General features: G+C 68.8%; 21 protein-coding genes and 2 pseudogenes. 8 read left to right on the top strand and 15 right to left on the bottom strand.

Annotated elements, in window-relative coordinates; translation table 11 throughout:
* Window positions 1-235 precede the first annotated feature (235 nt).
* Window positions 236-709 (bottom strand): MarR family transcriptional regulator, encoded by a 474-nt coding sequence (locus ABZT03_RS14950; RefSeq protein ID WP_356038671.1) that lies wholly within the window; start codon window positions 707-709, stop codon window positions 236-238.
* 72 nt (window positions 710-781) lie between these two features.
* Here ABZT03_RS14950 and ABZT03_RS14945 point away from each other — a divergent pair, with 72 nt between their 5' ends.
* Entirely contained in the window at window positions 782-1,573 is a 792-nt protein-coding gene (locus ABZT03_RS14945) for an SDR family NAD(P)-dependent oxidoreductase (RefSeq protein WP_356038668.1), read from the top strand.
* 423 nt (window positions 1,574-1,996) lie between these two features.
* On the opposite strand, the gene ABZT03_RS14940 is transcribed toward ABZT03_RS14945, so the two are convergent.
* Window positions 1,997-2,905, bottom strand: a complete 909-nt coding sequence (locus tag ABZT03_RS14940) for an NADP-dependent oxidoreductase (RefSeq protein ID WP_356038666.1) — start codon at window positions 2,903-2,905, stop codon at window positions 1,997-1,999.
* A 170-nt stretch (window positions 2,906-3,075) separates the two neighbouring features.
* Here ABZT03_RS14940 and ABZT03_RS14935 point away from each other — a divergent pair, with 170 nt between their 5' ends.
* Window positions 3,076-4,356 carry a LuxR C-terminal-related transcriptional regulator gene (locus tag ABZT03_RS14935; RefSeq protein ID WP_356038663.1) on the top strand — a complete coding sequence of 427 codons (1,281 nt, stop codon included), beginning with the start codon at window positions 3,076-3,078 and terminating at the stop codon, window positions 4,354-4,356.
* A 216-nt stretch (window positions 4,357-4,572) separates the two neighbouring features.
* Here ABZT03_RS14935 and ABZT03_RS14930 read toward each other — a convergent pair whose 3' ends face one another.
* Window positions 4,573-5,013 carry an antibiotic biosynthesis monooxygenase family protein gene (locus tag ABZT03_RS14930; protein WP_356038661.1) on the bottom strand — a complete coding sequence of 147 codons (441 nt, stop codon included), beginning with the start codon at window positions 5,011-5,013 and terminating at the stop codon, window positions 4,573-4,575.
* On the opposite strand from ABZT03_RS14930, the pseudogene ABZT03_RS14925 reads away from it, so the two are divergent.
* Window positions 5,002-5,109: pseudogene (locus tag ABZT03_RS14925) on the top strand (IS481 family transposase); the annotation flags it as partial. The gene ABZT03_RS14930 and the pseudogene ABZT03_RS14925 overlap by 12 nt on opposite strands.
* Window positions 5,110-5,143: 34 nt before the next feature.
* On the opposite strand, the gene ABZT03_RS14920 reads toward ABZT03_RS14925, so the two are convergent.
* From ABZT03_RS14920 to ABZT03_RS14895, 6 genes are all read right to left on the bottom strand, one after another.
* Window positions 5,144-5,683: a heme-binding protein gene (locus tag ABZT03_RS14920; RefSeq protein ID WP_356038658.1), complete on the bottom strand. Its 540-nt coding sequence runs from the start codon at window positions 5,681-5,683 to the stop codon at window positions 5,144-5,146.
* Between the two features lie 278 nt (window positions 5,684-5,961).
* Window positions 5,962-6,525, bottom strand: a complete 564-nt coding sequence (locus ABZT03_RS14915) for a MarR family transcriptional regulator (protein ID WP_356038655.1) — start codon at window positions 6,523-6,525, stop codon at window positions 5,962-5,964.
* 125 nt (window positions 6,526-6,650) lie between these two features.
* On the bottom strand, window positions 6,651-7,661 hold the full coding sequence (locus ABZT03_RS14910) for a YdcF family protein (protein ID WP_356038653.1): 1,011 nt from the start codon (window positions 7,659-7,661) through the stop codon (window positions 6,651-6,653).
* Window positions 7,662-7,731: 70 nt separating this feature from the next.
* Window positions 7,732-9,756 carry an FtsX-like permease family protein gene (locus ABZT03_RS14905; RefSeq protein WP_356038650.1) on the bottom strand — a complete coding sequence of 675 codons (2,025 nt, stop codon included), beginning with the start codon at window positions 9,754-9,756 and terminating at the stop codon, window positions 7,732-7,734.
* Window positions 9,753-10,607: an ABC transporter ATP-binding protein gene (locus tag ABZT03_RS14900; protein WP_356038647.1), complete on the bottom strand. Its 855-nt coding sequence runs from the start codon at window positions 10,605-10,607 to the stop codon at window positions 9,753-9,755. Before ABZT03_RS14900 ends, ABZT03_RS14905 begins: the two co-directional genes overlap by 4 nt.
* Window positions 10,604-11,026: a hypothetical protein gene (locus tag ABZT03_RS14895; RefSeq protein ID WP_356038644.1), complete on the bottom strand. Its 423-nt coding sequence runs from the start codon at window positions 11,024-11,026 to the stop codon at window positions 10,604-10,606. The genes ABZT03_RS14900 and ABZT03_RS14895 overlap by 4 nt, the downstream gene beginning before the upstream one ends.
* Before the next feature lie 28 nt (window positions 11,027-11,054).
* On the opposite strand from ABZT03_RS14895, the gene ABZT03_RS14890 reads away from it, so the two are divergent.
* Window positions 11,055-11,405: a DUF4333 domain-containing protein gene (locus ABZT03_RS14890; protein WP_356038642.1), complete on the top strand. Its 351-nt coding sequence runs from the start codon at window positions 11,055-11,057 to the stop codon at window positions 11,403-11,405.
* 60 nt (window positions 11,406-11,465) lie between these two features.
* On the opposite strand, the gene ABZT03_RS14885 is transcribed toward ABZT03_RS14890, so the two are convergent.
* Window positions 11,466-11,951: a MarR family transcriptional regulator gene (locus ABZT03_RS14885; RefSeq protein ID WP_356038639.1), complete on the bottom strand. Its 486-nt coding sequence runs from the start codon at window positions 11,949-11,951 to the stop codon at window positions 11,466-11,468.
* An 83-nt stretch (window positions 11,952-12,034) separates the two neighbouring features.
* Between ABZT03_RS14885 and ABZT03_RS14880 the strand changes: the two genes are divergently transcribed.
* From ABZT03_RS14880 to ABZT03_RS14865, 4 genes and pseudogenes are all read left to right on the top strand, one after another.
* Entirely contained in the window at window positions 12,035-13,087 is a 1,053-nt protein-coding gene (locus tag ABZT03_RS14880; protein WP_356038636.1) for an ABC transporter permease, read from the top strand.
* Window positions 13,088-13,225: 138 nt separating this feature from the next.
* Window positions 13,226-13,687 carry a MarR family transcriptional regulator gene (locus tag ABZT03_RS14875; RefSeq protein ID WP_356038633.1) on the top strand — a complete coding sequence of 154 codons (462 nt, stop codon included), beginning with the start codon at window positions 13,226-13,228 and terminating at the stop codon, window positions 13,685-13,687.
* A gap of 92 nt (window positions 13,688-13,779) precedes the next feature.
* A complete protein-coding gene (locus tag ABZT03_RS14870; RefSeq protein ID WP_356038631.1) occupies window positions 13,780-14,409 on the top strand; it encodes a TetR/AcrR family transcriptional regulator in 630 nt (209 codons plus the stop codon).
* A 409-nt stretch (window positions 14,410-14,818) separates the two neighbouring features.
* Window positions 14,819-14,995 (top strand): annotated as a pseudogene (locus ABZT03_RS14865) (IS5/IS1182 family transposase); the annotation flags it as partial.
* A 101-nt stretch (window positions 14,996-15,096) separates the two neighbouring features.
* Here ABZT03_RS14865 and ABZT03_RS14860 read toward each other — a convergent pair.
* The 5 genes from ABZT03_RS14860 to ABZT03_RS14840 all read right to left on the bottom strand — a co-directional run bounded on the left by ABZT03_RS14860 (window position 15,097) and on the right by ABZT03_RS14840 (window position 20,181).
* Window positions 15,097-17,598, bottom strand: a complete 2,502-nt coding sequence (locus ABZT03_RS14860; protein WP_356038628.1) for a hypothetical protein — start codon at window positions 17,596-17,598, stop codon at window positions 15,097-15,099.
* Window positions 17,595-17,942, bottom strand: a complete 348-nt coding sequence (locus tag ABZT03_RS14855) for a hypothetical protein (protein WP_356038625.1) — start codon at window positions 17,940-17,942, stop codon at window positions 17,595-17,597. Before ABZT03_RS14855 ends, ABZT03_RS14860 begins: the two co-directional genes overlap by 4 nt.
* A 143-nt stretch (window positions 17,943-18,085) precedes the next feature.
* Window positions 18,086-18,871: a hypothetical protein gene (locus ABZT03_RS14850; protein WP_356038622.1), complete on the bottom strand. Its 786-nt coding sequence runs from the start codon at window positions 18,869-18,871 to the stop codon at window positions 18,086-18,088.
* A gap of 124 nt (window positions 18,872-18,995) precedes the next feature.
* Complete coding sequence (locus tag ABZT03_RS14845) at window positions 18,996-19,952, bottom strand: hypothetical protein (protein WP_356038620.1); 957 nt, start codon at window positions 19,950-19,952, stop codon at window positions 18,996-18,998.
* A 25-nt stretch (window positions 19,953-19,977) separates the two neighbouring features.
* Window positions 19,978-20,181, bottom strand: a complete 204-nt coding sequence (locus tag ABZT03_RS14840; RefSeq protein WP_356038618.1) for a hypothetical protein — start codon at window positions 20,179-20,181, stop codon at window positions 19,978-19,980.
* Window positions 20,182-20,217: the final 36 nt, after the last annotated feature.

The raw sequence follows: 20,217 nt of genomic DNA, 5'->3' as shown, positions 1-20,217 counted from the left end.
TCACCCTTGATCTGACCGAGCGGCTGATCTCTCACATCGCGCGAAAGAGTCCGGCGTGTGGCCGGTGGTGATGCCGGGTGCCCCTCAAGGCAGGAGGATGTGTGACGGAGGAGATTGCTCCCGACGCGTCCGCGCATCTGCCGCGTGATCCTCGCGGTGTGGGTGCGGTAGGCGGCCCTGATGGTGTCACTCTTCCCAAGCGGGCCACCTCGGAGGCCACTGCCTGGAGTGACGCTCAACCGACGGTATCGCGGGCTGAGACCTCGCGAACCGCCTCGGCGACTCGGTCGAGCAGTGCTCGCAGTTGTGCTGCCTCCGAGCCGAGGCCATCAGTGACCTGCCGCTCAATGTCGGCGATCACTGCGTCGGCTGCACGCAACGCCTCCCGACCGGCGTCGGTGAGGTGCAGCTCCTGGATGTGACGGTGGCGGGGATGCTCACGTCTCTCCAGCTGCCCTCGACTCTCCAGGCGTGCCACCAGTGAGGCGATGGCCTGTGGAGTTACGTTGAGGCGGCGAGCGAGTTCGGCACCGGTCAGCCCCGGCTCGTCGTGTACGGAGATCAGGAGCGTGTAGTGCGCCGCCACCATGCCCAGCGGGCGCAGACGCTGCTCCTTGAGGCTCTGCACCGCCAACTCCGCGCGGCGCAACGCCCAGGTCACCCGGTCGAGCGCGCCGAGCCCGACGGGCTCCTCATGTTCACGTATCACGCGAGAAGGATACGACACTTCAGGACAGTCAAGCGTTTGACACATGCCTACCGCTTGAGGAAACTTGGTCCCATGAATCGCACGATTGCTCTGATCACTGGCGCCTCCTCCGGCATCGGCGCCGCCTACGCCCGTCTCCTGGCGGACGAACATGACCTCGTCCTGGTGGCGCGACGCGCCGACCGGCTCGCCGACCTCGCCGAGGAACTCCGCGCTAAGGGAGCAGAGGTCGAGGTGCTGCCCGCCGACCTCATGGCCCAGGACGGCATCGCCGCTGTCACCGACCGGCTTGCCGCCGGAGACGTGCGCATGCTGATCAGCAACGCCGGCGCCGGCGGCTACGCCCCGCTCACCGACGTCGACCCTGCCGACATCGAGCCCCTGCTCACCCTCAACGCCATCGCCCCCGTCCGACTGGTCCACGCCGCGCTTCCCGGAATGCTCGCGGCAGGCGAAGGTGCGATCGTCACCGTCGCCTCGCTCCTCGCCTTCAGTGCGGGCCTGACTGATTCGCGAGCACCCCGGCGCACCTTGTACGTCGCCGCCAAGGCCGCCACTTTGGGCTTCACGCGCACCCTCGCCGGTGAGCTCGCCGACACTCCGGTTCGCGTCCAGGTGGTGTGCCCCGGCGTTGTGGCAACAGAGTGGAACAGTGGCGTCGGCCGCAGCATCCCCTGGGCGATGTCGCCCGAGGACGTGGCCTCGGCCAGCCTGGCCGGGCTGCGCCTGGGTGAGACCGTCTGCGCCCCCGGTCTGGAGGGCCAGGACTCAGCCCTGGACGCCTTGCTCGCCGCAGAGCTCGCTTTCGTCAGTGGCGGCAACCAGCCGGCACCCGCGGGTCGCTACACGGAACCGCGGGGTTAAAACCCCTCCCCCAGGCGCGCAATTGGGACGCGAACACGACAAACGGGATCTTCAAGCATTTCGCGAGCCTGTGCGACTCCATGCACGGCCAGGTCAACGACTGCGGAAGACTGCTGGACATCACGGTGCTCGAACCCTGGCGCCGTCCCTTACCGCGGCCGAGGCCCATGCCCATGCCCTGGGGAGCCTCGGCGGAACAGTTGGCTCGGCGGCTTCGATGCCCTGCCCGGCGGCCAGCCCGCCGCCGAAACGGACCGCGACGGCATGCCGCACACGCGGGCGCGGCCAATGATTGACCCCGGCGCCCCGTCCGGACGCCGACGGTACCGATGGCGTCGACGCGAACGGGCACACCGACCTTGAGAAGGGTCTCAACGAGTTCGCGGAAGGGCGACGCCGTATCTCTCCACGGCCCTCCCTACGCTACGGGCGCAGGAGCACCTTGCCTCGTGCCCGGCCGGTCTCGCTCAGCTCGTGCGCCTGGGCGGCGTCGGCGAGAGGGAAGCTTCGGTCGACGCGTACGCTCAGTCGGCCGTCGGCGGCGAGGCGGGCGTACTCGGTGAGCTCTGGCCCGAACCGCCGGTTGTCGCCGGAGAAGGTGATGCCCAGCTCGAAGGCCCGAGGGTCCGAGATGGTGACGATGCGGTTGGTGGTGCCGCCGCGCAGCTCCATGGAGACATCCAGCGCGTCGATGCCCACGACGTCGTAGACGGCGTCGACGCCTCGCGGGGCGGCGGCGCGGACCCGGTCGGCGAGGCCGTCGCCGTACACCACGGGGATCGCGCCGAGAGAGCGCAGGTAGTCGTGGTTGGACTCGGACGCCGTACCGATCACGGTGGCACCGCGGGCCACGGCGAGCTGGACGCCGACGGAGCCGACCACGCTTGCGGCTCCGTGGATCAGCAGCGTGTCCCCCTGGCCCACCGCGAGCTCACCCAGCGCACGGTCGGAGGTCTCGACGGCCACGGGCAGCGCGGCGGCCGTCTCCCAGTCGAGGGCGGCCGGCTTCAGCGCGAAGTCCGAGGCCAGGGCGTACTCGGCGTAGGAGCCGGTCTCGGTCCAGGCCATCACCTCGTCCCCGACCGAGACGCCGGTGACGCCCTCCCCCACCTCGTCGACGATGCCGGCCGCTTCCATGCCTGGGACGGCGGGGAAGGACACGGGGCCCATCATCTCCTGGACCCAGCCGTGGCGAATCTTGAAGTCGATGGGATTGACGGCGGCGGCCACGATCCTCAACCGCACCTGCCCGGGGCCGGCGTGCGGCTCCGTCACCTCCGCAAGCCGCAGAACCTCCGGACCGCCGTACTCCTCGTACGAGATCGCCTTCATGCCTGTCACTTCCCGTCGAACGTATGCATAAGGCCGCCGTGAGGGCGGCCGGTCGTGGACTACACCTCCAGCCTCCGGCTGGGCGGCCGGGCTGCCACTGTCCTTTCGGACGGTTCCAACCAGCCGAAAGGACGATCCGACGGGAGGACCAACTGCTTACGCTGGCGGACATGAACCTGATGGCCGCAGTCGAGTTGATCCAGGCCCCGCTGTCGGAGACCCTCCTGCGCCTGTCCGCCGTCCTGGCGGAGGCTGTTCCACACCGGACGATCGCCCAGCTGTCCGGCAATTGCGCGTACTCGCCGTTCCTGACCCACGGTGAGTCCCCCGGCCGGCCCGGCTCCATCGTCACCGCCGCCGACCTGGCCGCACTGCGGCCGCTGCTGCCGGCGAGGGGAAACTGGCAGGGGCGGGCGCAGGTGGCGGGTGTCGACGTGCCCGTGCTGGCCCTGACAAGCGACATCACCGGGCAGAGCGCGCTGCTGGTCGTCGTACGGACCGAGGACACCCCGGTACCGGAGGAGCATCTGACGCGCGCCCAGTTGTTGTGGGACCTGGTGGCCGCGCACCGGGACGGTCTGCGGACCGAGGCGCTCCCGGGGTCGCTGGCCGCGTCGCGAGCCGCGGCGGCGGCGCGGGCCGCAGCCATCGCCGAACTCCGCGACGCGCACGGGGGCGTGCTGACCGCTCTGCTCGGCATCCTGCGCGACCGCGCCCTGGACGACACGAACGCCCGTACGCGCGCCGTCGACGTCGCCGTCTCGGCCCTCGCTGACCTGCGGTCACGAGCTGAACTCGACCAGTCGCTGGCGGAGGAGCGGGCCGGGGACGCCTTTGAGCGGCTCGCCGTGTCGTTGCGCCGGATCCTGCGCGCACGCAACGTACGGCTGGAGCTGGGTCCGCCCGGCGTGGAGGAAGGCGCGGACCGCTTGCTGCCGGCCGATGTGACCGACACGCTGCTTGCCGTGGTCCGGGCCACCGTGCACGCGTCACTGGACGACCAGGGCCACGGTCCGGAAGGTGACGGAGAGCACCGCGTCCATGTCGGCTGGAAGGTCGGTACGGACGAACTGCGCGCCACCGTACGAGACAACGGACCCGGGACCCTGTCCCGCGGCGCCCTCGACGCCCGCCGGGTCAACGAGCGTCTTGCACCGCTCGGTGGGCGGGTCGACTTGGACGCGGTGCCCGGCTGGGGTACGACGGTGATCTTCGAGATCCCGCTCGCCTCGCCCAGCACGCCCCGTCAGGATCCGCTGACCGCGCTCGGCGCACGGGAGCTGCAGGTGCTGGGACAGCTGGCCCGTGGCCGGCGCAACCGGGACATCGCGCAAGATCTGCACATCAGCGAGTCGACGGTGAAGTTCCACGTGGCGAGGATCCTCGGCAAACTGGGCGTCAGCTCCCGCGGGGAGGCAGCCGCCCTCGCCCACGAATGGGGCGCCGCATAGCCAGTGCCGTCGGCAGATGACCGGGCTGTCGCAGCGGCGACCAGGAGTTCCGGGGTGTCCAGGTGCTGTTGGCGCATGGGGCAGAGGCTTGCTGTCCTCGTCCCCGGTTCGCCTACCCCTCTCCCTTACCTGTTTCCGTCCAGTGCACCGGAGTGACTCATCGTCGCCGGACGTCGTGTGCGTGGCGAACGGCGGCCTTGCCTCGGGTAGTGGTCGTCATTCCCCTTCGCAGATGCCTTCGACAGCGAACTTCTGGTACAGGTGCGGGTGGGCGACGGTGCCGGCGGAGTAACCCGCCAGGTGGGAGGCGAACTCCGGGGCGGCGACCGCGGCACGGAGGTGCTCGGTGGATTTCCAGACCGCGACGTTGGTGAACAGCCGGTTGCCGCCGATATCGCGGTAGAGCTGCACCGAGAGGAGGCACCCCGACTTCTTCATGTCCTCCGCGTCGTCGGTCCAGGCGGCCACTACCTCGGCCTCCTTGCCTTCCGGGGCGACGAATGTGTTGATGCTGGTGACCGGACCGGTCTCTTCGTTCTGCTGGTCGAGGAAACTGGCGGACTCGGCGAGGTTTCCAACGCCGAAAGGTGAGGGCCTCCCGGTTCGGTGTGGATTGCGACGTCTGCACCGAACCGGAAGGCCCTCGTGATCCCCCATAACGCACCCCTGACCGAGATCGGACGCCTGCACTTGGCCCGCTGTGCGGTCAAGTGCAACCGGCCTCCAAGGCGGGTTGCGGAGCACTTCCAAGTCTTCCCGGCCGCCGTCCGGCGGTGGGCGGGAAGGGTCAGAGTGCGCTCAGCGCGGCGCGAGCGACCTCGTCGTCCTGGACCGGGGTGCCTCCGCCGACCGCGAGGGCGCCGATGAACTGGCCGTCCTCGAAGATCGGCCGGCCGCCGGCGAGCAGGCTGGCGCCACTGGCGACATGGGAAGCGATCTGGGCCGGGTCCTTGATGTTGGTGGCCAGGTCGGCGGTGGCGGCCCGGTAGGTGCGCGCGGTGTGTGCTTTGTGGGGTACCAGCGCGGCTGCCGCCGGGCTGTTGTTGTCCATGCGAAGGGATGCCTTGGTTTCGCCGGCGGAGTCGACGACCAGCACATACATGGGTGGAAGTGTCGTGTGGTCCCGGACGTAGCGGATGGCGGCCTCGGCGAGCCGCTGGGCCTGGGCAAGGCTGATCGTCCGCGTCGCGGTCGATTTCATGCTGCCGGTGGCGGCCGAGGCGCTGTCGGCGAGCACCTGGCTCAACGCCACTCCGCCTGCCACCGCCCCCGCCATCCCGAGCATGCCGCGTCTCGTGGCCAGGGTGTTGCCGGACTCTTCTGTCATGGCTTTGCTCCTGCGTTCTTGTAGGAACGTTCTTGCGCATCTCGGAATCTTCTCGGGCGTCCTGCACGCGCTGACGGGCTGGTTGGTGCCGGTGGCCATGGATGCCTGGTGCGGACGACGGGCGATGACGTGGCCACCGCGCCGCGCTCGCCCCCCTAGTCACTTCATGCATGAAGTTATATCTGCGTCACTTCATGGCGCAACTGATGTCGCGAGTGATTTACTTCACGCATGAAGTCATGTCTCGTGCCTGACCCGAGACGTCATGGCCTTAAGGCTCAGTGGAAATCGGCGCTGCCCGCTGCCTGGGCGATGCGCCGCGCAATCTGGGTCATCTGACGCACCTGTGCGGGCGAGAGACTGTCGAAGACAAGGTGGCGGACCGCGGTGACGTGATCGGGGGCGCTGGCTTCGAGCTTCGCCATCCCTGCGTCGGTCAGGCCGGCCAGGGTGTAACGGCCGTCGGTGGGATCAGGGCGGCGGGTGAGCCAGCCGCGTCGCTCCATACGGGTCGCGACCTGGGACAGGCGCGGCAGCTGACCCGCGGTGAAGTCGGCCAGCTCGCTCATGCGCAGCGTGCGCTCGGGGGCCCGGGACAGGCCCACGAGGACCTGGTACTCGAAGTGTGTGAGCCCGGCGTCGCGCTGGAGCTGCCGATCCATGGCCGCGGGCAGCTTGGTCACCATGCCAACCAGGGCCATCCAGGCGTGGAGCTCCTCTTCGTTCAGCCACCGGAACGGTTCCGCAGCCTCGCTGCCCGTTGCCGACTCGGCTTGCCCGCCGGGGCTGTGTTCGCCGGCGGGTACGCTGCGGGTCCGCTTCACGGGGCGGTTCTTGGCCATGAAACGGATTCTATGCGCGAGGGATGACCCGCCTTCCTTGCGAAGCGGCCGACCAGGCGGTCGAATTCGGCTCGTGAACCTGCGCAAGAAGGTCTTCTGGCGCGAGGGAGTCGCACACGTTCGTCTCAGGAGGGGAGAAGGAATCCCATCAGCGCGAGCAGCACGCACGAGCCGAGGTTGACCGCCCGGTAGTGGAGGAAGACCGCGGCGAACTCGCGGATGGTCGCACCGGGCCAGAAGTAGGCGGCGGTGGGCGAGCCGATGACCTGGCCGTTCACACCGGTGCGCCGGGCTGTGAGGGCGACGCGGAAGACGTGGAAGTTGTTGGTGACGACCACACACCGGTGGTTCGGCTCGCGTTCCCGCATGAGCGCATTGCTGAAGCGCAGATTCTCCTCCGTGCTGCGCGAGCGGCTCTCCCGTACGACATGCCGCTCCGGGACGCCATGGGCGATGAGGTGGTCGGCCATCGCCTCGGCCTCGGTCAGGTCCTCGTCGGGGCCCTGGCCTCCGGAGGTGACCAGCACGGGCGGCCAATTCCGCGCCGCCTGTGCCTCGTACACCGCGCGCGCCCGCTCCAGTCTGCTTGCCAGCAGGGGCGGCACCCGGGAGCCGCCGATCAGACCGGATCCGAGGACGACGACGAAGTCCACGTCGTGACGGATCTTCAGCCGCGCGTAGAGGAAGGCGTAGGCGAGGAAAGACAGGAAGACGTACGAGACGTAGCCGGCCACGAGCAGGACCGCTCCGGCGACGCGCCGCAACGGCGCCGAGTCGACGTCGGCGGCCGTCACGGTGAGCGTGACACAGCCGAGGACGGCCAGCCCCGCCAGCCCGGAGAGCAGGTTGGCGGGGCGTCGGCCCTCCTTGCGGACCATCGTCACCCCGTTCGCGATCAGGAAGAACGCGAGGGCCAGCACCCCCAGAGCCAGCAGCACGAAGGCGAAGGTCACTGCCGCGAGGAGTGGTGCGGGCGCGCTGCCGGCTGCCACTTGCGCGAGCAGCGCCACGGTCAGCAGGACGAGGGACAGTCCGAGCAGGATGGCGTTGCCGAAGCGGCGGGGGTCTTGCCGCGTCCGGGCCAGGAAGAGCAGGAAGGCCAGTCCGGCGAGGATCGCGAAAATGACGGCAGGCATGGGTTGTTGTCACCTTTGCTGATCGGCGGGGCGTTGTCCTGACCCGGGATGCGGGCGTGGCGGTGGCCTGTTATTCGGGGCGTGGGCCTGACTGCTCCGTGACCGACCTGAGCAGCGGGCGGCTGAGCGCGCCGGCCGCCAGCAGTCCCGCGACGCCGACGCCGAAGCACAGGGCGAGCAGGACCAGGCCGCCGGTTTCGATACTCGAGCCCTCGCCGAGGGTGAGCGGGGCGGCGGTGAAGATGCCGGTCAGGGCTGCTCCGCCGGCGAGGACGGCCACGGGGAGGAGGGTCTCCTTGCGGCGGGCCGCATCCAGGGTCCGCAACGGTGTGCCCGCGAGGCGGAGCAGGCCGTAGGTGCGGCGGCGGTCCAGGACGGAGGCGGCCGCGGTGATGCCCGCGGAGGCGATCGCGGTGATGAAGGTGACGCCGAGGATGACCCGGGTGGCGTTGGAGAAGTCGTCTGCGAACAACCTGGTCGACCAGTTGATATCGGTTCCGGTGACCGGGTACTGGCCGGGTACGAGGGACGTCAGCGCGGTGCGGGCGCGGTCCAGCTGCTCGGTGCCGCCGGGCATGGTGACGGTGACCTGGACGCTGTTCTCGCCGCCGCCCGTGGCGACCCAGTCGGTGTCCGTGCCGACGTTGGCGGTGATCCCCGCGTGTTCCAGGCGGTGCCGCGCCTCCTGTTGGACCACGGCCACCCGAGCCTTGGGAACAGCCATGGCGAGGGTGTCCGGATGTCCCCACGGCGAGACGCCGGAGATCCCGAAGAGAGCGAAGAACCCGGCCACGAACCCGGCGAGGGTGAGCCCGGAGACCGTACGCCAGCCGCTCTTGGGATCGTTCAGCAGACGGCGGCCGGCCAGCAGGGTCGCCGGCTTCTGGGCAAGTGCGCAGATAATCCGCCCGAGGATGCCGACCACCCACGGGCCGATCACGGACAGGGCGAGGAAGACCACGGCGAAGAACACCAGGGGGCCGTTGACATCACTCTTGTGGTCCTGGGTGAACAAGCCGTAGCCCACGATCACCGCGACGAAGGCCAGGGCGCGCAGGAAGCTCATGCGGGGTGGCTTGGAGCGGCGCGCCACGCCCAGGGGGCCGACGACGACCTGGCGCAGCCCGACGAGCGCGCTGACGACCACCATGGCGACGACACCGGCGAGCACGGCGAGCAGCACCGGGAGCCCCACCCACAGGTCGGCCGCGTACCAGGAGCCGCCCGCCACGGACACCCGCGCGGTGGCCGCCAGGAGCAGTCCGTATCCGATGGTGCCCAGCACTGCGCCCGCCGCGCCGGTGAGGGCCGCCTCGGCGGCGGTCATCCCGGCGATCCGGCCCGGGGTGGCGCCGATGAGCCGCAGTGCTGCGAGGCGCTGGTCACGGCGGGAGACCGACAGGCGGGCGGAGGAGGCGCCCAGGACCAGCAGGGGTACGGCGACGAGGATGGCGGCGATCTTCGCGAGAGCCACGTACCCGCTGCCGATGCCGTCGGTCGAGCGCCGTCCGGTGAAGTCGGCGACCCGGGTGGGGGTGACGGTGTCGCCGGGGCGGCGCGCATCGTCTTCGCGCGGGGTGGTGACGGCGGCGGCGGTGGGCTCGTGGCCGACGACCGCGACCAGTTCGCCGGGGCGGGCCAGCGCCGCGCGGCCGAGGGTTCCCGCCGCGGTGCCGGGGACGGGATGCCGGTCGGTGGGAAGGCCGTGGAGGAGGTCGGCGAGGGCCGGGGAGACCCACACCTCGCCCGGTTTGGGGAAGCGGGGCATGCCGGGCGGGGCGGGGGCCTTCTTGCCCGGAAGCTGTGCCACGTCGACGACCGTGACGGGGGTACCGCCGCTGAAGGTGGTGCCGACGGCCTCGACGGCGACCGGAGCCGCGGACTTGACGGGGGTGCGCCATTCGATGCAGTCGGCTCGCTGCTGGAAGCCGAGGTTGACGGCCACGCAGAGCAGCAGGAGCGCTGTGCTGATGGCGGCCGCGGCGACGGACAGGGATGTGGCCAGCAGCCCGGTGCGGCCTCCGGCGCGGGTCAGCCGCCAGGTCAGGGTCCAGGTGGTGCGATCCAGGGCCGTCCTCGGGTTCGGCGCCCTCATCGGTCGTACCTCGCGTCCGTGTCGGGGCCGGTCGGGTGTCCGGGCGTGCCCCAGGCGGCGAGGCCAGCCGCCTGGGCAGCGTGGGCCGCGGCGTTCGCGCCTGCGGCCCCGTCCGGCGTCCGGTGGTCCTCACTCAGACGGCCGTCACGGACCCGGACGGTGCGGTCGCACCAGCGCGCCACGTCCTCGTCGTGGGTGACCACGACGAGTGCGGTTCCCTGCCTGCGGGTGGTGGTGACCAGCAGGTCGATGACCTCCATGCCGGTGACCTGGTCTAGTGCGCCCGTGGGCTCATCGGCGAAGATCACCTGCGGACTGCCGACCAGCGCGCGGGCGATGGCCACACGCTGCGCCTGCCCGCCGGACAGCTGTCCGGGCCGCCGCTCCTCCATGCCCGTAAGGCCCAGCGGCGGGAACCACTCCCGCGCCTTGTGGACCGCCTGGCGGCGAGGCATGCCGCCGAGCATCAACGGCAGGGCCACGTTCTCGTCGGCGGGCAGCTCCGGCAGCAGCTGGCCGGACTGGAAGACGAAGCCGAAGCGGGTTCGGCGCAGCTCGCTGCGGTGCGGCTCGCCCAGCTGGTCCACGCTCACCCAGGCTCCGTCCGGGGGGAGCCCCGTCTCGCTTCGCTCGCCGGCGAGCAGTACCTGGCCCTCGTCGGGGCGTTCGATGCCGGCGAGGCAGTGCAGCAGGGTGGACTTGCCCGACCCGGACGGGCCCATGATCGCCAACGACTCGCCCGCCGAGACAGACACGTCGACACCGGCCAGGGCGCGGGTCAGACCGTAGGACTTCTTCAGGCCGGCGCCCACCAGGACGGGGTGGGCGGCGGTCGTGCGGTACGAGTTCATCGGGCGGCCTCGACGGTGACGAGGGCGCACAGGACGAGGCACAGCCCGGCGAACGTCGCCAGGGCCACTTGGAGGACGGTGAGGATCTGCATGCCGTCGACGATCCCGCCGTACCACCCGGCCCGTCCTCGGCCGCCGGGCCGGTCCGGGGCGGCCGGCGTCGGCCTGCGGGCCGACCCGCTGCTGCTCCCCCGGACCCCCCGGGGGGTGAGCGCCCGGCCACCGCGTGGTGCAGGAAGCGCTGTGCTCCGTCCCTGGGTGCGGACGTCGTCCTCCGCCTCGTACTGGTACGCGACCGCCAACTGCCGCCGGTCCGACCCGTGAATCGGCCTGCGGGCCGACCCCGGCCGCACACTGTCGGCCGACGGGCCGAAGCGCAGCCGCCGTCCGGCGGGCCACTCTCCTGGTGACAGCCTCACCGCAGCAAGCGCATCGCAGGAGAGAAACATGAAATACGTCGCTGTGTCCCTGGTGACCGCCACCGTCGTGGCCGTGGGCGGAATCGCTTTCGTGGCCGTACCGCGGCTGCTGAGCACAGAGTCGACCAGCACCGTCGGTTCCACCGGGGCCGTGAGCCGTACGGAGGTCGAGAAGCAGGTCCGCGAGAACTACTCCCTGCTGCTCGTCCAGGAGAAGCCGAAATCCGTCAGTTGTGCCGGAGGTCTCAAGGCGCGGCAGCGCGACTCGGTCGAGTGCACTGTGATGTCCGAGAACGGGAAGCGGCAGCAGATCATGGTGTCCGTGACGAAGGCCAACGGGAACCGCGTCTCGTACGACTACGCGGTGCTGGAGCAGTAGGAGTGGCGTCGTCTGGCCCTCACCCGGATGCCGACTCGGCGCGCCGGCTCTTCCGGACGGTCACGCCGTGCCGGAGCCCGCATTACGCAGGCCCAACGGTGGCAGAGCATCGGGATTGAGCTCGGCAAGCACGCGGAGCAGCAGGGAGTGAATGACTGCCCGCTCAGCGGGGGCCAGGGCCGCCAGCGCTTCTCCGTCAAGTCGTTCCACGGCCTCCCGCGCCAGATCGGCGAGCTTCGCGCCGCCGTCGGTGATGGTCAGCTGGACGGTTCTACGGTTCGAAGGGGGATCGTGGCGCGCGAGAAGGCCGCGGTCCACCAGTGCGTTGACAGCGGCGCCCATGGACTGGGGCGTGAAGCCGGTCCTGCGCGCGATCTCCGCCGCGGAGGTTCCCGGCGTCCAGCCGACGTGCTGCAACGCGTTGTGCTGCGCCGCCGTGAGGTCGAGCGAACGCAACGCTCTCTCAAGCCGCGTTCCCATCACGTGGACCATCTGCCACGCCAGGTAGCCCATGCGTGTGGACGGATCTGCGTGTGTGCGGCTCATGAGCGGCTCCGACAGTAAGGTACCTGATATTTCTATGATACAACTATAATGCACCTTGCAATAGAGACGGAGAGCCCTCCCCCATGTCCACATCACCCACTACTTCCGCCGAGGCGCGCCACGCGCCCCATCACCACGCGATGGACACCGCTCCGGCGCCGCAAGGTGCCACCGGAGTAAAGGGAGTTCTGCTACCGGTCGCGATCGTGCTGGTCATCGGCTCGATCTTCGTCAGCGTGTTTCTGGCCGCCTTCCACGCCCCCCGGCCGCACGACCTTCCGGTCGCCGTCGTCGGGACGACCCAACGGCTCGAGCAGGTCACCGGAGGGCTGGAGCTCGGTCTGTCCGGCGGATTCGAGGTGAAGCGCTATCCCGACGAGAACGCGGCCCGCCGCGCGCTGCAGGACCGCAAGGTGTACGCCGCCTATGTCACAGGCTCCGGGAACTCCGCCACGCTGCTGTACGCCGGAGCCAACGGCCCTTCGGTGACCTCGACCGTCACCGGCGCCTTCTCCGGTGTCGCCAAGGCGAACAATGACCGGCTGACCGTACGCGACGTCGTGCCGGCCTCGGCAGGCGACACCCGCGGCATGTCGGTGTTCTACGCCGGGTTCGGCGTCGTGCTGGCCGGCTTCCTGTTCGGCATGATGACCTACCAGATGGCTCCGCGACTGGAGTACCGGTGGAGGCTGGCCAGTCTGGCCTCCTTCAGTGTCCTCGCCGGCGTCCTCGTGGCGGCGATGGCCGGAAGCCTCGGCTTCGCGGCACTGCCCGGGCCCTTCCTGGGCATCGCGGGGATCATCGCACTGCTGGCCGCGGCCGTCGGCAGCGCGACCATGATGTTCATGCGTGTCTTCGGCCGGGCCGGGATGTCGCTGGCCGCCGTGGTCCTGCTGACCTTCGGCAACAGCACGAGCGGTGGCACGCTGCCCGCCGCCTACTTGCCGGAATGGCTGCATCCGCTCTCGGAGGTTCTCCCGGTGGGAGTCGGCGTACGGGCCGTCCAGGGCTTGTCCCACTTCAACAACGACGGTCTGACCACGGGTATCGCTGTCCTGGTGGCATGGATCCTCGTCGCCACCGTGGTGCTCTTCTGGCTTGATGCCCGCGGACCCCGCCGCGCAGCCGTCGACTGACCCGGCTCCCGCCCTGCCCATTCCCAGGCACCGTCCGTGGGGAACGGGATCGGTATCGGTCCATGGCAGAGAGAGGCGGCAGGTCTGTCCGGTATCGTCCCCGGCGAGCAGCACACCTCGCTCTCGTAGACTGCGGCCGTGACCGACGCCGCGTTCCCCACCACCGGATACCTCGCCTGGCAGTTCTCCCAGATCATCGCCGGCCGGCTGGAGCGGGCACTGCGCGCGGAAGACCTCACGCTGGCGCAGCACAACGCTCTGCAGCAGGTCCTCTGGACGCCGGGGGTGTCCTCCGCCGAGATCGCGCGCCGTTCGGGCATCACGGCCCAGTCCATGGGAGCCGCAGTGAGCCAGCTCGTCGAGCGAGGACTACTACGACGTGAGCCGCACCCGACCAGCCGCCGCAGCATGCGGCTGCTCGCGACCGCCGAGGGAGACGCGACCGCTGCTCGTGCCGCTTCGATCGCCCGGCGGATCGAACGGGAGACGACCTCACCACTCTCCCCGGACGACAAGGACAGCATTCACCGTCTGCTCTACCGTTTGGTCGAGGAACTGAACCCCGATGCCCTCGCCATCGACAGGCGCTCCTTGAACTAACCCTGCAGCCCTGGCTGTCCAGCGGATGCCTCTGTCGGCTCCGCCGCGGCGATGTGAGAACGAGACATGGAGAGGCTGAGCGACGGAAAGCCATGACCCGTGCCGAGAGCCGTCCGCCGTCGAACGGATCCATGCGCGGTCGCCCGCGCAGCGAAGCCGTGGAACAGGCCATCATGGAGGGAGTATTGAACCTCCTGGAGGACGGTGTTCCACTGGGTGATCTCTCCGTCGCGCGCATCGCCCGCACCGCCGGCGTCGGCAAAGCGGCCATCTACCGCCGCTGGAGCGACAAGGAGGATCTGTTCGTCGACGTCATGCGCGCTGCCGAGTCCGCCGTACCCGAACTCCCCGGCACCTCGATGCGGGACGACCTCGTCGTTCTTCTGGAGTCACTGCGCCAACGCAGCCTGGTCAGCCGCTTGTCGGCGATCCTGCACAACGCGCACGACCAGACGAGGAGCAGCCCGAAGATATGGGCGGCCTACCATGCCGTCGTGATAACTCCCCGGCGTGACCTCGGCCTGGCGATCCTCAGTCGAGGCCGGACGAACGGGGAACTCCGTACGGACATCGACCTGGAACTGGCTATCGAAATGTTCGTCGCTCCTCTGCTCATCCGCTCGTTCGTCGGCCCCGATCCCGACCTCCCGGACGGACTGGCCGAGCAGATTGTCGACACCGTGCTCAGCGGCCTACGGCCCGCCAACTTCCCAAGCACTTGATCAGAACGGGCCGCCTGAGCGGTGTGAAGGCCTGTCGCCATCCCGATCACGCCCGCCGCACCCAGCGCCCGGTGCACGTGCACGTACTGCGTGCGGTCGATGCCGAGGTCGCGGTGCGCCTGGACGGCTGCGATTGATGCGATTGATGCGATCCGGTGTGCCTGAGGCGGGATGAGGCACGCGAAACTTCGCAGCCGCTGATACGCCCGGTATTGCTTACGTTGCACCCGGGTGACGCCGTCCCCGAGGCCGACGAGCGCCGCGTCCACTGCGGCAGCCAGTTAGGCCATCGCACCGCTCTGGCGCCGAACCGGGTACACCCCGGCCGCTCGGCGGCGTACCCACTTGGCCGCAGCCGAATGCCCTGTGACCGAGGCCACCATCTCCCGGCCGAAGTGGTCGCCTCCAGACACAAGAACAGAAGCTGTCGAACACCACACTGGCAGCGGGGCGGGCACCGGTGGTGCACGGCTTCGCCCACCTCAAAAACTGGCGGGTGCTCGGCAAAGTCCGCACCGACCCTTCCTGGGCGACCGCCCTGGTCAGGGCCCTGCTCCTCCTCACGAACCGCGAAGTGTCCCGGTGACCGACGATCTTCACCGAGGTCATCCACCCACGACCAGCACGAACAACACGAAGCCCGCGCACACCAGACCCGTGACCAGCAACTTCACGATGCACAGTGCTCTATGGGAGACCCGTGCGTATGGTTCGCGGCCCACGCTCGGTGAGGTGGAGGCGGTGGAGGTCTTCGTGGAGCCAGGCGTAGGCGTAGTCGGCCGCGGGGGCGTCGTCGAATATTTCCGGTTCGCTGATAACCGGCGTACTCGGGCGCGCCCAGGAGGACCTCGTCGGACGCATCACGTGTGCCGGTGGCGGCACGGGTTCGTACAGGGCGTCCTCCGACGGGACGAGCCGGACGGTGACTGAGCTGCTGGGCGAGGAGCGGAGGGCAAGCCGCAAACTGGGCGGTTCGAAGAAGTCCTTGCCGCGGGGCGGGGCCGTGTACAGTTCGCCGATCAGCGCGGCGGGGGTGGCGCTGGCCAGGCCGAGGACCGGCTTGAGGTGAGGGAACCAAGTGTCGACGAGCGCAGTGTAGATCTCTACCGCGGCGGTGAGGACTTGCTCGGTGCGCAGCCTGAGCTGCTCTGGGCTGTAAGCGTCCCAGACCCAGTACCTCGGGCGGATGAGTCGTTGGTCGGGAAGAGCATACGGGGAATGCAGCAGGCCGTCAGCGTCAGCCCAGCGGCCACTGCCGAGTTCCTCCTCGAGGCGCAGCAGTTCCGCCTGATAACCGGTGAACCGTGTGCCGAAGCCGCTCCGCACCGGCAGACTCCCCGGCTCGCCGTAGAGGTGATAGCACAGTGCCCGGTGTACGTCTTCCGCACGCAGGGGGGTGAAACGACGAGAGGGCAGTTTCATCAGATCCGCAGCCGCCAGCCACAGGCGCTCCTTGGTGTAGGCGTCGCAGTCGGCCAGATCGAAGTCCTTGCGGCCACACATGGTGTGCAGGCTTGAGGCAACCAGCTTCAGTGTCTTCTGCCAGGGCCAGGCGGCATACTCCACGGCGGCGGCTCCGAATAGCGCCGTCACAGGGCGCACACCCCGCGGTTCTGTCCACCTGTGGGCAGCGGGGATGGCGAGCCCCGGGGTGTGGTCACCGTCGCGTCGCGGGATGTGCAGTCCCAGCCTATTTCCCTCGAGGAACGCATCTACGGTGACTGGGCCGTTCCTCCCCATGGAGAAAAAGATGCGATCCCCTGCTGGGCTGAGCGCTGCCTGCCAGGCATCGAGGGTCTCTTGCAGGCGCTGGCTGACCACGTCCGCCGGCAGATCCGGCCAAGGACCCTCCTCTTCGAACTCAGCCTGCGGGATGGCCTCGTGGACGGCCCAGGCCACGACGCCCGGATGGGCACGCAACAGCGGATCCAGCACTGTACGGGCCGACTCCCAGCCAGAGGAGGCGATTGCCATCGCCAGCCCGTAGCGCCAGCGGTCCAGCAGCTCCACGCTCTGCACCACCTCCGCCAGCACTCCGTTGGCCAGCAATGCCTGCCCGGCGAAGTACTGTTCGAGCACGGGCAGAGCGAAGGCCAGACGCCGGTCTCCGCGACGCACCACCAGCCGGGTTTCCAAAAGCACTTGTACTTCGCCGGGGCTGCCCACATCCGCGGCCGCCGCCACTCCTCCAGCGCTGACACACACCGCGGCGAGTCGGCGCAACAGCCGCTCGGCGCGTTCTTCCTTGACGCTTTCGACATCGCGCAGAGCCCGGGTGACCAACGCGTCCAGGAAGGCCACCGGACTGTTCGGCAGACGTTCATGATCACGCTGGATCTGGGCTGCGATGATGGCGAACAACGGCTGGCGCAGCACGCTGCGCACCATGCCGGATTGGCTGTGGACCGCAATGCCGTTACCGCCGAGCCGGTCCATCAGCGCGGCCGCTTCGTCTGCCGACAGCGCCGGCATCGGCCTGCGCAGCTTCTCGTCCACCTCCAGACCGGGACGGGCCGTGGCCAGGATGCGCCACCGCGCACCTGCCGGGGAAAGCGTCCAACTGCATGCCTGGTCCAGCAGTTCCTTGCCGCGGATCGGCCCGGGCTCTTCCAGCCCGTCCACGATCAGCCGTACCCCACGCACGGCGGGATCCCCGAGGACGGCTGCGGCGCGGGTGGCCGTGTCGATCAGGCTGCCCTGGACGTCCTGCGCTGCAAGACGGACAGGAATGGGGGCTTGCGCGTTAGCGCGTGCGGCAGCGATGTCACGCTGGTGCTGGCGTTCAGCGGCGAGCGACTTGCCCGCCCCGAACACGCCCTCCAGGACCACCACTCCGTGTTCCGGCAATGCAGTCACCGCATCCGGCAAGGCTCCCACCTGAGGAGTGTCGGCGAGTTCTGCCGCGACCACGGCCGATACACCAGCCGCGTGCCAGCGTTCCACCATGCGGATCCTGCAGCTGGCGTCAAGGTCGTCCAAGGAGGCCGCGCCCACGACTCGTTCACCGGTCCCAGCGTGGAGCACGACAACGGTGTTGCCGTGGCCACCTACGACGGTTTCGGCGGAGCCGCCGATGGCAATCGCTCCATCACCCGGAGCCGACACCGTGCCGGGCACAATGGGCCTTGCGCGGTAAGGCGATTTGTTGTGCCGCCTGATGCTGAGGCGCTGCCACCAGGAGACGGTCACGTGCTGTTGCCGTCGCCCGTGACCGCCTCTCCGATGGAGCCGCCCGCGGCCACCGACTTGGTACCGGATGCTTCCGCCCGGCCACCCAGTGCTGGCGATCCAGGCGCAGGAGTTGGGGTACCCCCAGTGCGCTGATTGTTGCTGCCCGTCACGGCCCTGCCGATACTGCCGCCGGCGGCGACGGACCCCGCTCCCGACGCGGTGGCCTGGCTGGTGGTCTGGGCGGATTGGAGCACCAGAGCGCGCACGGCGAACACCGTCATGACAAGCGTGACGGTATCGGCAGCCAGGCCCGCCACGATGCCCGCCGTGCTGAGATCCTTCAACCACAGCAACAGTGTCACTCCTGCACAAGTGAGGCCGGCTGCTGCTGCCACTGCCCACACCACGCCCCTGCGCCAGCCGGTCATCACGACAACGCCTCCTGCTCGTCCTTGTCTTGCGGCACCCTAACCGAAGGACGGTGAAGTACGGGGCGCGTGCGTTTTCAGTCTGCTGCGGATGCCGCGTCGCCCAGTGCACCACGTGCCCAGAAGCCCAGCGGGCTCGCACCGGCTACGGACTGGGAGAACGGAATCCAGCGCTGGCCACTCCCGCAGTGGTCTTCGTAGATCCCGGCGTCATAGGCCTCGTTCGTCACCAGAGCCACCACACCGACCGTGTCTCCCGCATACGCATCGTGGAGAGCTGTTGTCTCGGCATGAGCCCGGATGGTTTTCACGAAGGACGGGCTGGAGATGCGGGAACCGTCGTATTCACCGAATCCCTCATGCAGGACAAGCCGCAACTGCGGCAGGAGATAGCCATCCTTGCGCGTGGCATTGGCCCAGTCCGCAGCCATCATGCGATCCAGTTCGGACAGCAGGAAGGCTCCCACCATGCGCATGTCCGCTGCCCCGGTGAACAAAAGCAGGTTCTCGCCGCTGTCCTGTTCCTCTCCGTAGGCCACCAGCCCCTGAGCGCCAACCTGGTGCAGTGCCTGTTCCACGTAGGACTGCACCAGACGCCGACCGGGATGCATCGAGACAGCCTGCCCGACCCAGTTGACCAGGCCGATCAGCACAGGGACGACGACCTTGACCTTGACGGCGGGAAAGGCTCCAGTCTCCTCGTCTGTAGGCATCGAACCCGCCGGGCCGCCTCCACCACCGAAAATCAGATAGTGATGGATGATGTTGTTGTCGCCAGTCACGGCAATCTCTACGTCGCCGCCGACCGCGATTGCCCGATCGCCCATGGCCCCAACCGATGGGACAGAGTTCAACTCCGACACGACCACATCTCTCCCCACCTGCTGTACGGCCCCCGCACACTGGCAGCAAAAGGCTGACTGTGCGTACGATCGGCCAGCGTATGGCGTGCGCCGAGCTGTTTACTGCCGTTTGGTAATCTGTCCATCAAGCATCGACCGGCGTCCAGGACAGATGGCAGTCGCGCAGACTGTGCCCCAGCAGGGGCTCAAGGTCGGTAAGGGCCGTACTCAGGCACTCCAGGGCATCGGCGCTGATGCGATGGACGATCTCCTCATCCCGTTCGGCGTCTGCCGCGGCACCAGGCATACGCATCGTGGAGACCTTGTGAACGGCATCGTATGACCACAGACCGGCGCGCGGTGAGGTGTGGTCCAAAGACTGCGGGCGGTGACGGTGGTAATCCATGCCCCGCCGCTGTTCCAGCGCAACAAACCGCGGATCGGTTTGCAGCAGTCGTAGCCGCGCCACAAGATCCTGCAGAGACGTTAGGCCGCTTGTCGCGGCCACTGCTGGCAGCAACGTGGACCAGACGTCGCCTGTAGGGGAGAACGTCAGCCAGGCATCCTTCAGGTCGGTGCCCGGGGGAAAGCCCTGCGCCTTCTTCAAGCGCTTCGCCTGGTTTACCTCGCAGGCGGCAGCCGAGTGGCACAAGACGGTCCGCAAAACCAGGTTGGCCAGCCCGTGAGCAGCACCGAGAACAAAATGTGTACTCATCTCGCACAGCGCGCGCACCGCCATCCGCCGACTGTGTTCAAGGACGGCCGCTTGCTGCGGATCAACGATTGCGGCGCCCAGCCGGTGTCGCTGCGCATCCAGTTCTGCGGCCCGGGCTAGGGCGAGTTGCTCTCCAATGCTGCCCATCAACCCATGGATCTCCACCACCCGGTTGATCAGCGGCCCGTAACCCGGGACACCAGCCTGCCGCAAACTCTCTTCCGAAGCCCAGCCTGCTAGGGCCCCGCGGCTGCTGAAAGCCTGCCAGCGCATTGCTATCGCCTCCACGTCCTCGCGTAGGTCGATGGCTGCTGCCGCCTCGTCCCGCGCACCTGAAGGAGGAGCAAACGAGGAGAAACTCATGGCCGAGGTCCACTCTTGCGTCATCCGTGCAGCGTACGCAGCAGCCGGCTCAAGAAGCGCAGTGTCGGTCGCGATGGACCCCGTTCCCGTCGGCGCTGACCTGGGTTCCGCTGGTGGCAGGTGCGGCCGACTGCGCGAATTGGGCGTACAGCGCAAGGGCGATGCCCCACAGACTTGCGATGCCACCTCCGACGCTGGCCCACGGGTCCACCGCGTCGACGTCGACAACGGCACCGACAATCAATGCGACCATGCCGGCACCTCAGAGTCCGATTCTGGTGTACATGAG

The organism is Streptomyces sp. NPDC005574 (assembly GCF_040605435.1).
Taxonomy (GTDB): domain Bacteria; phylum Actinomycetota; class Actinomycetes; order Streptomycetales; family Streptomycetaceae; genus Streptomyces.
The sequence above is the reverse complement of the archived record's forward strand: the minus strand, read 5'-3'. Positions and strand labels throughout refer to the sequence as shown.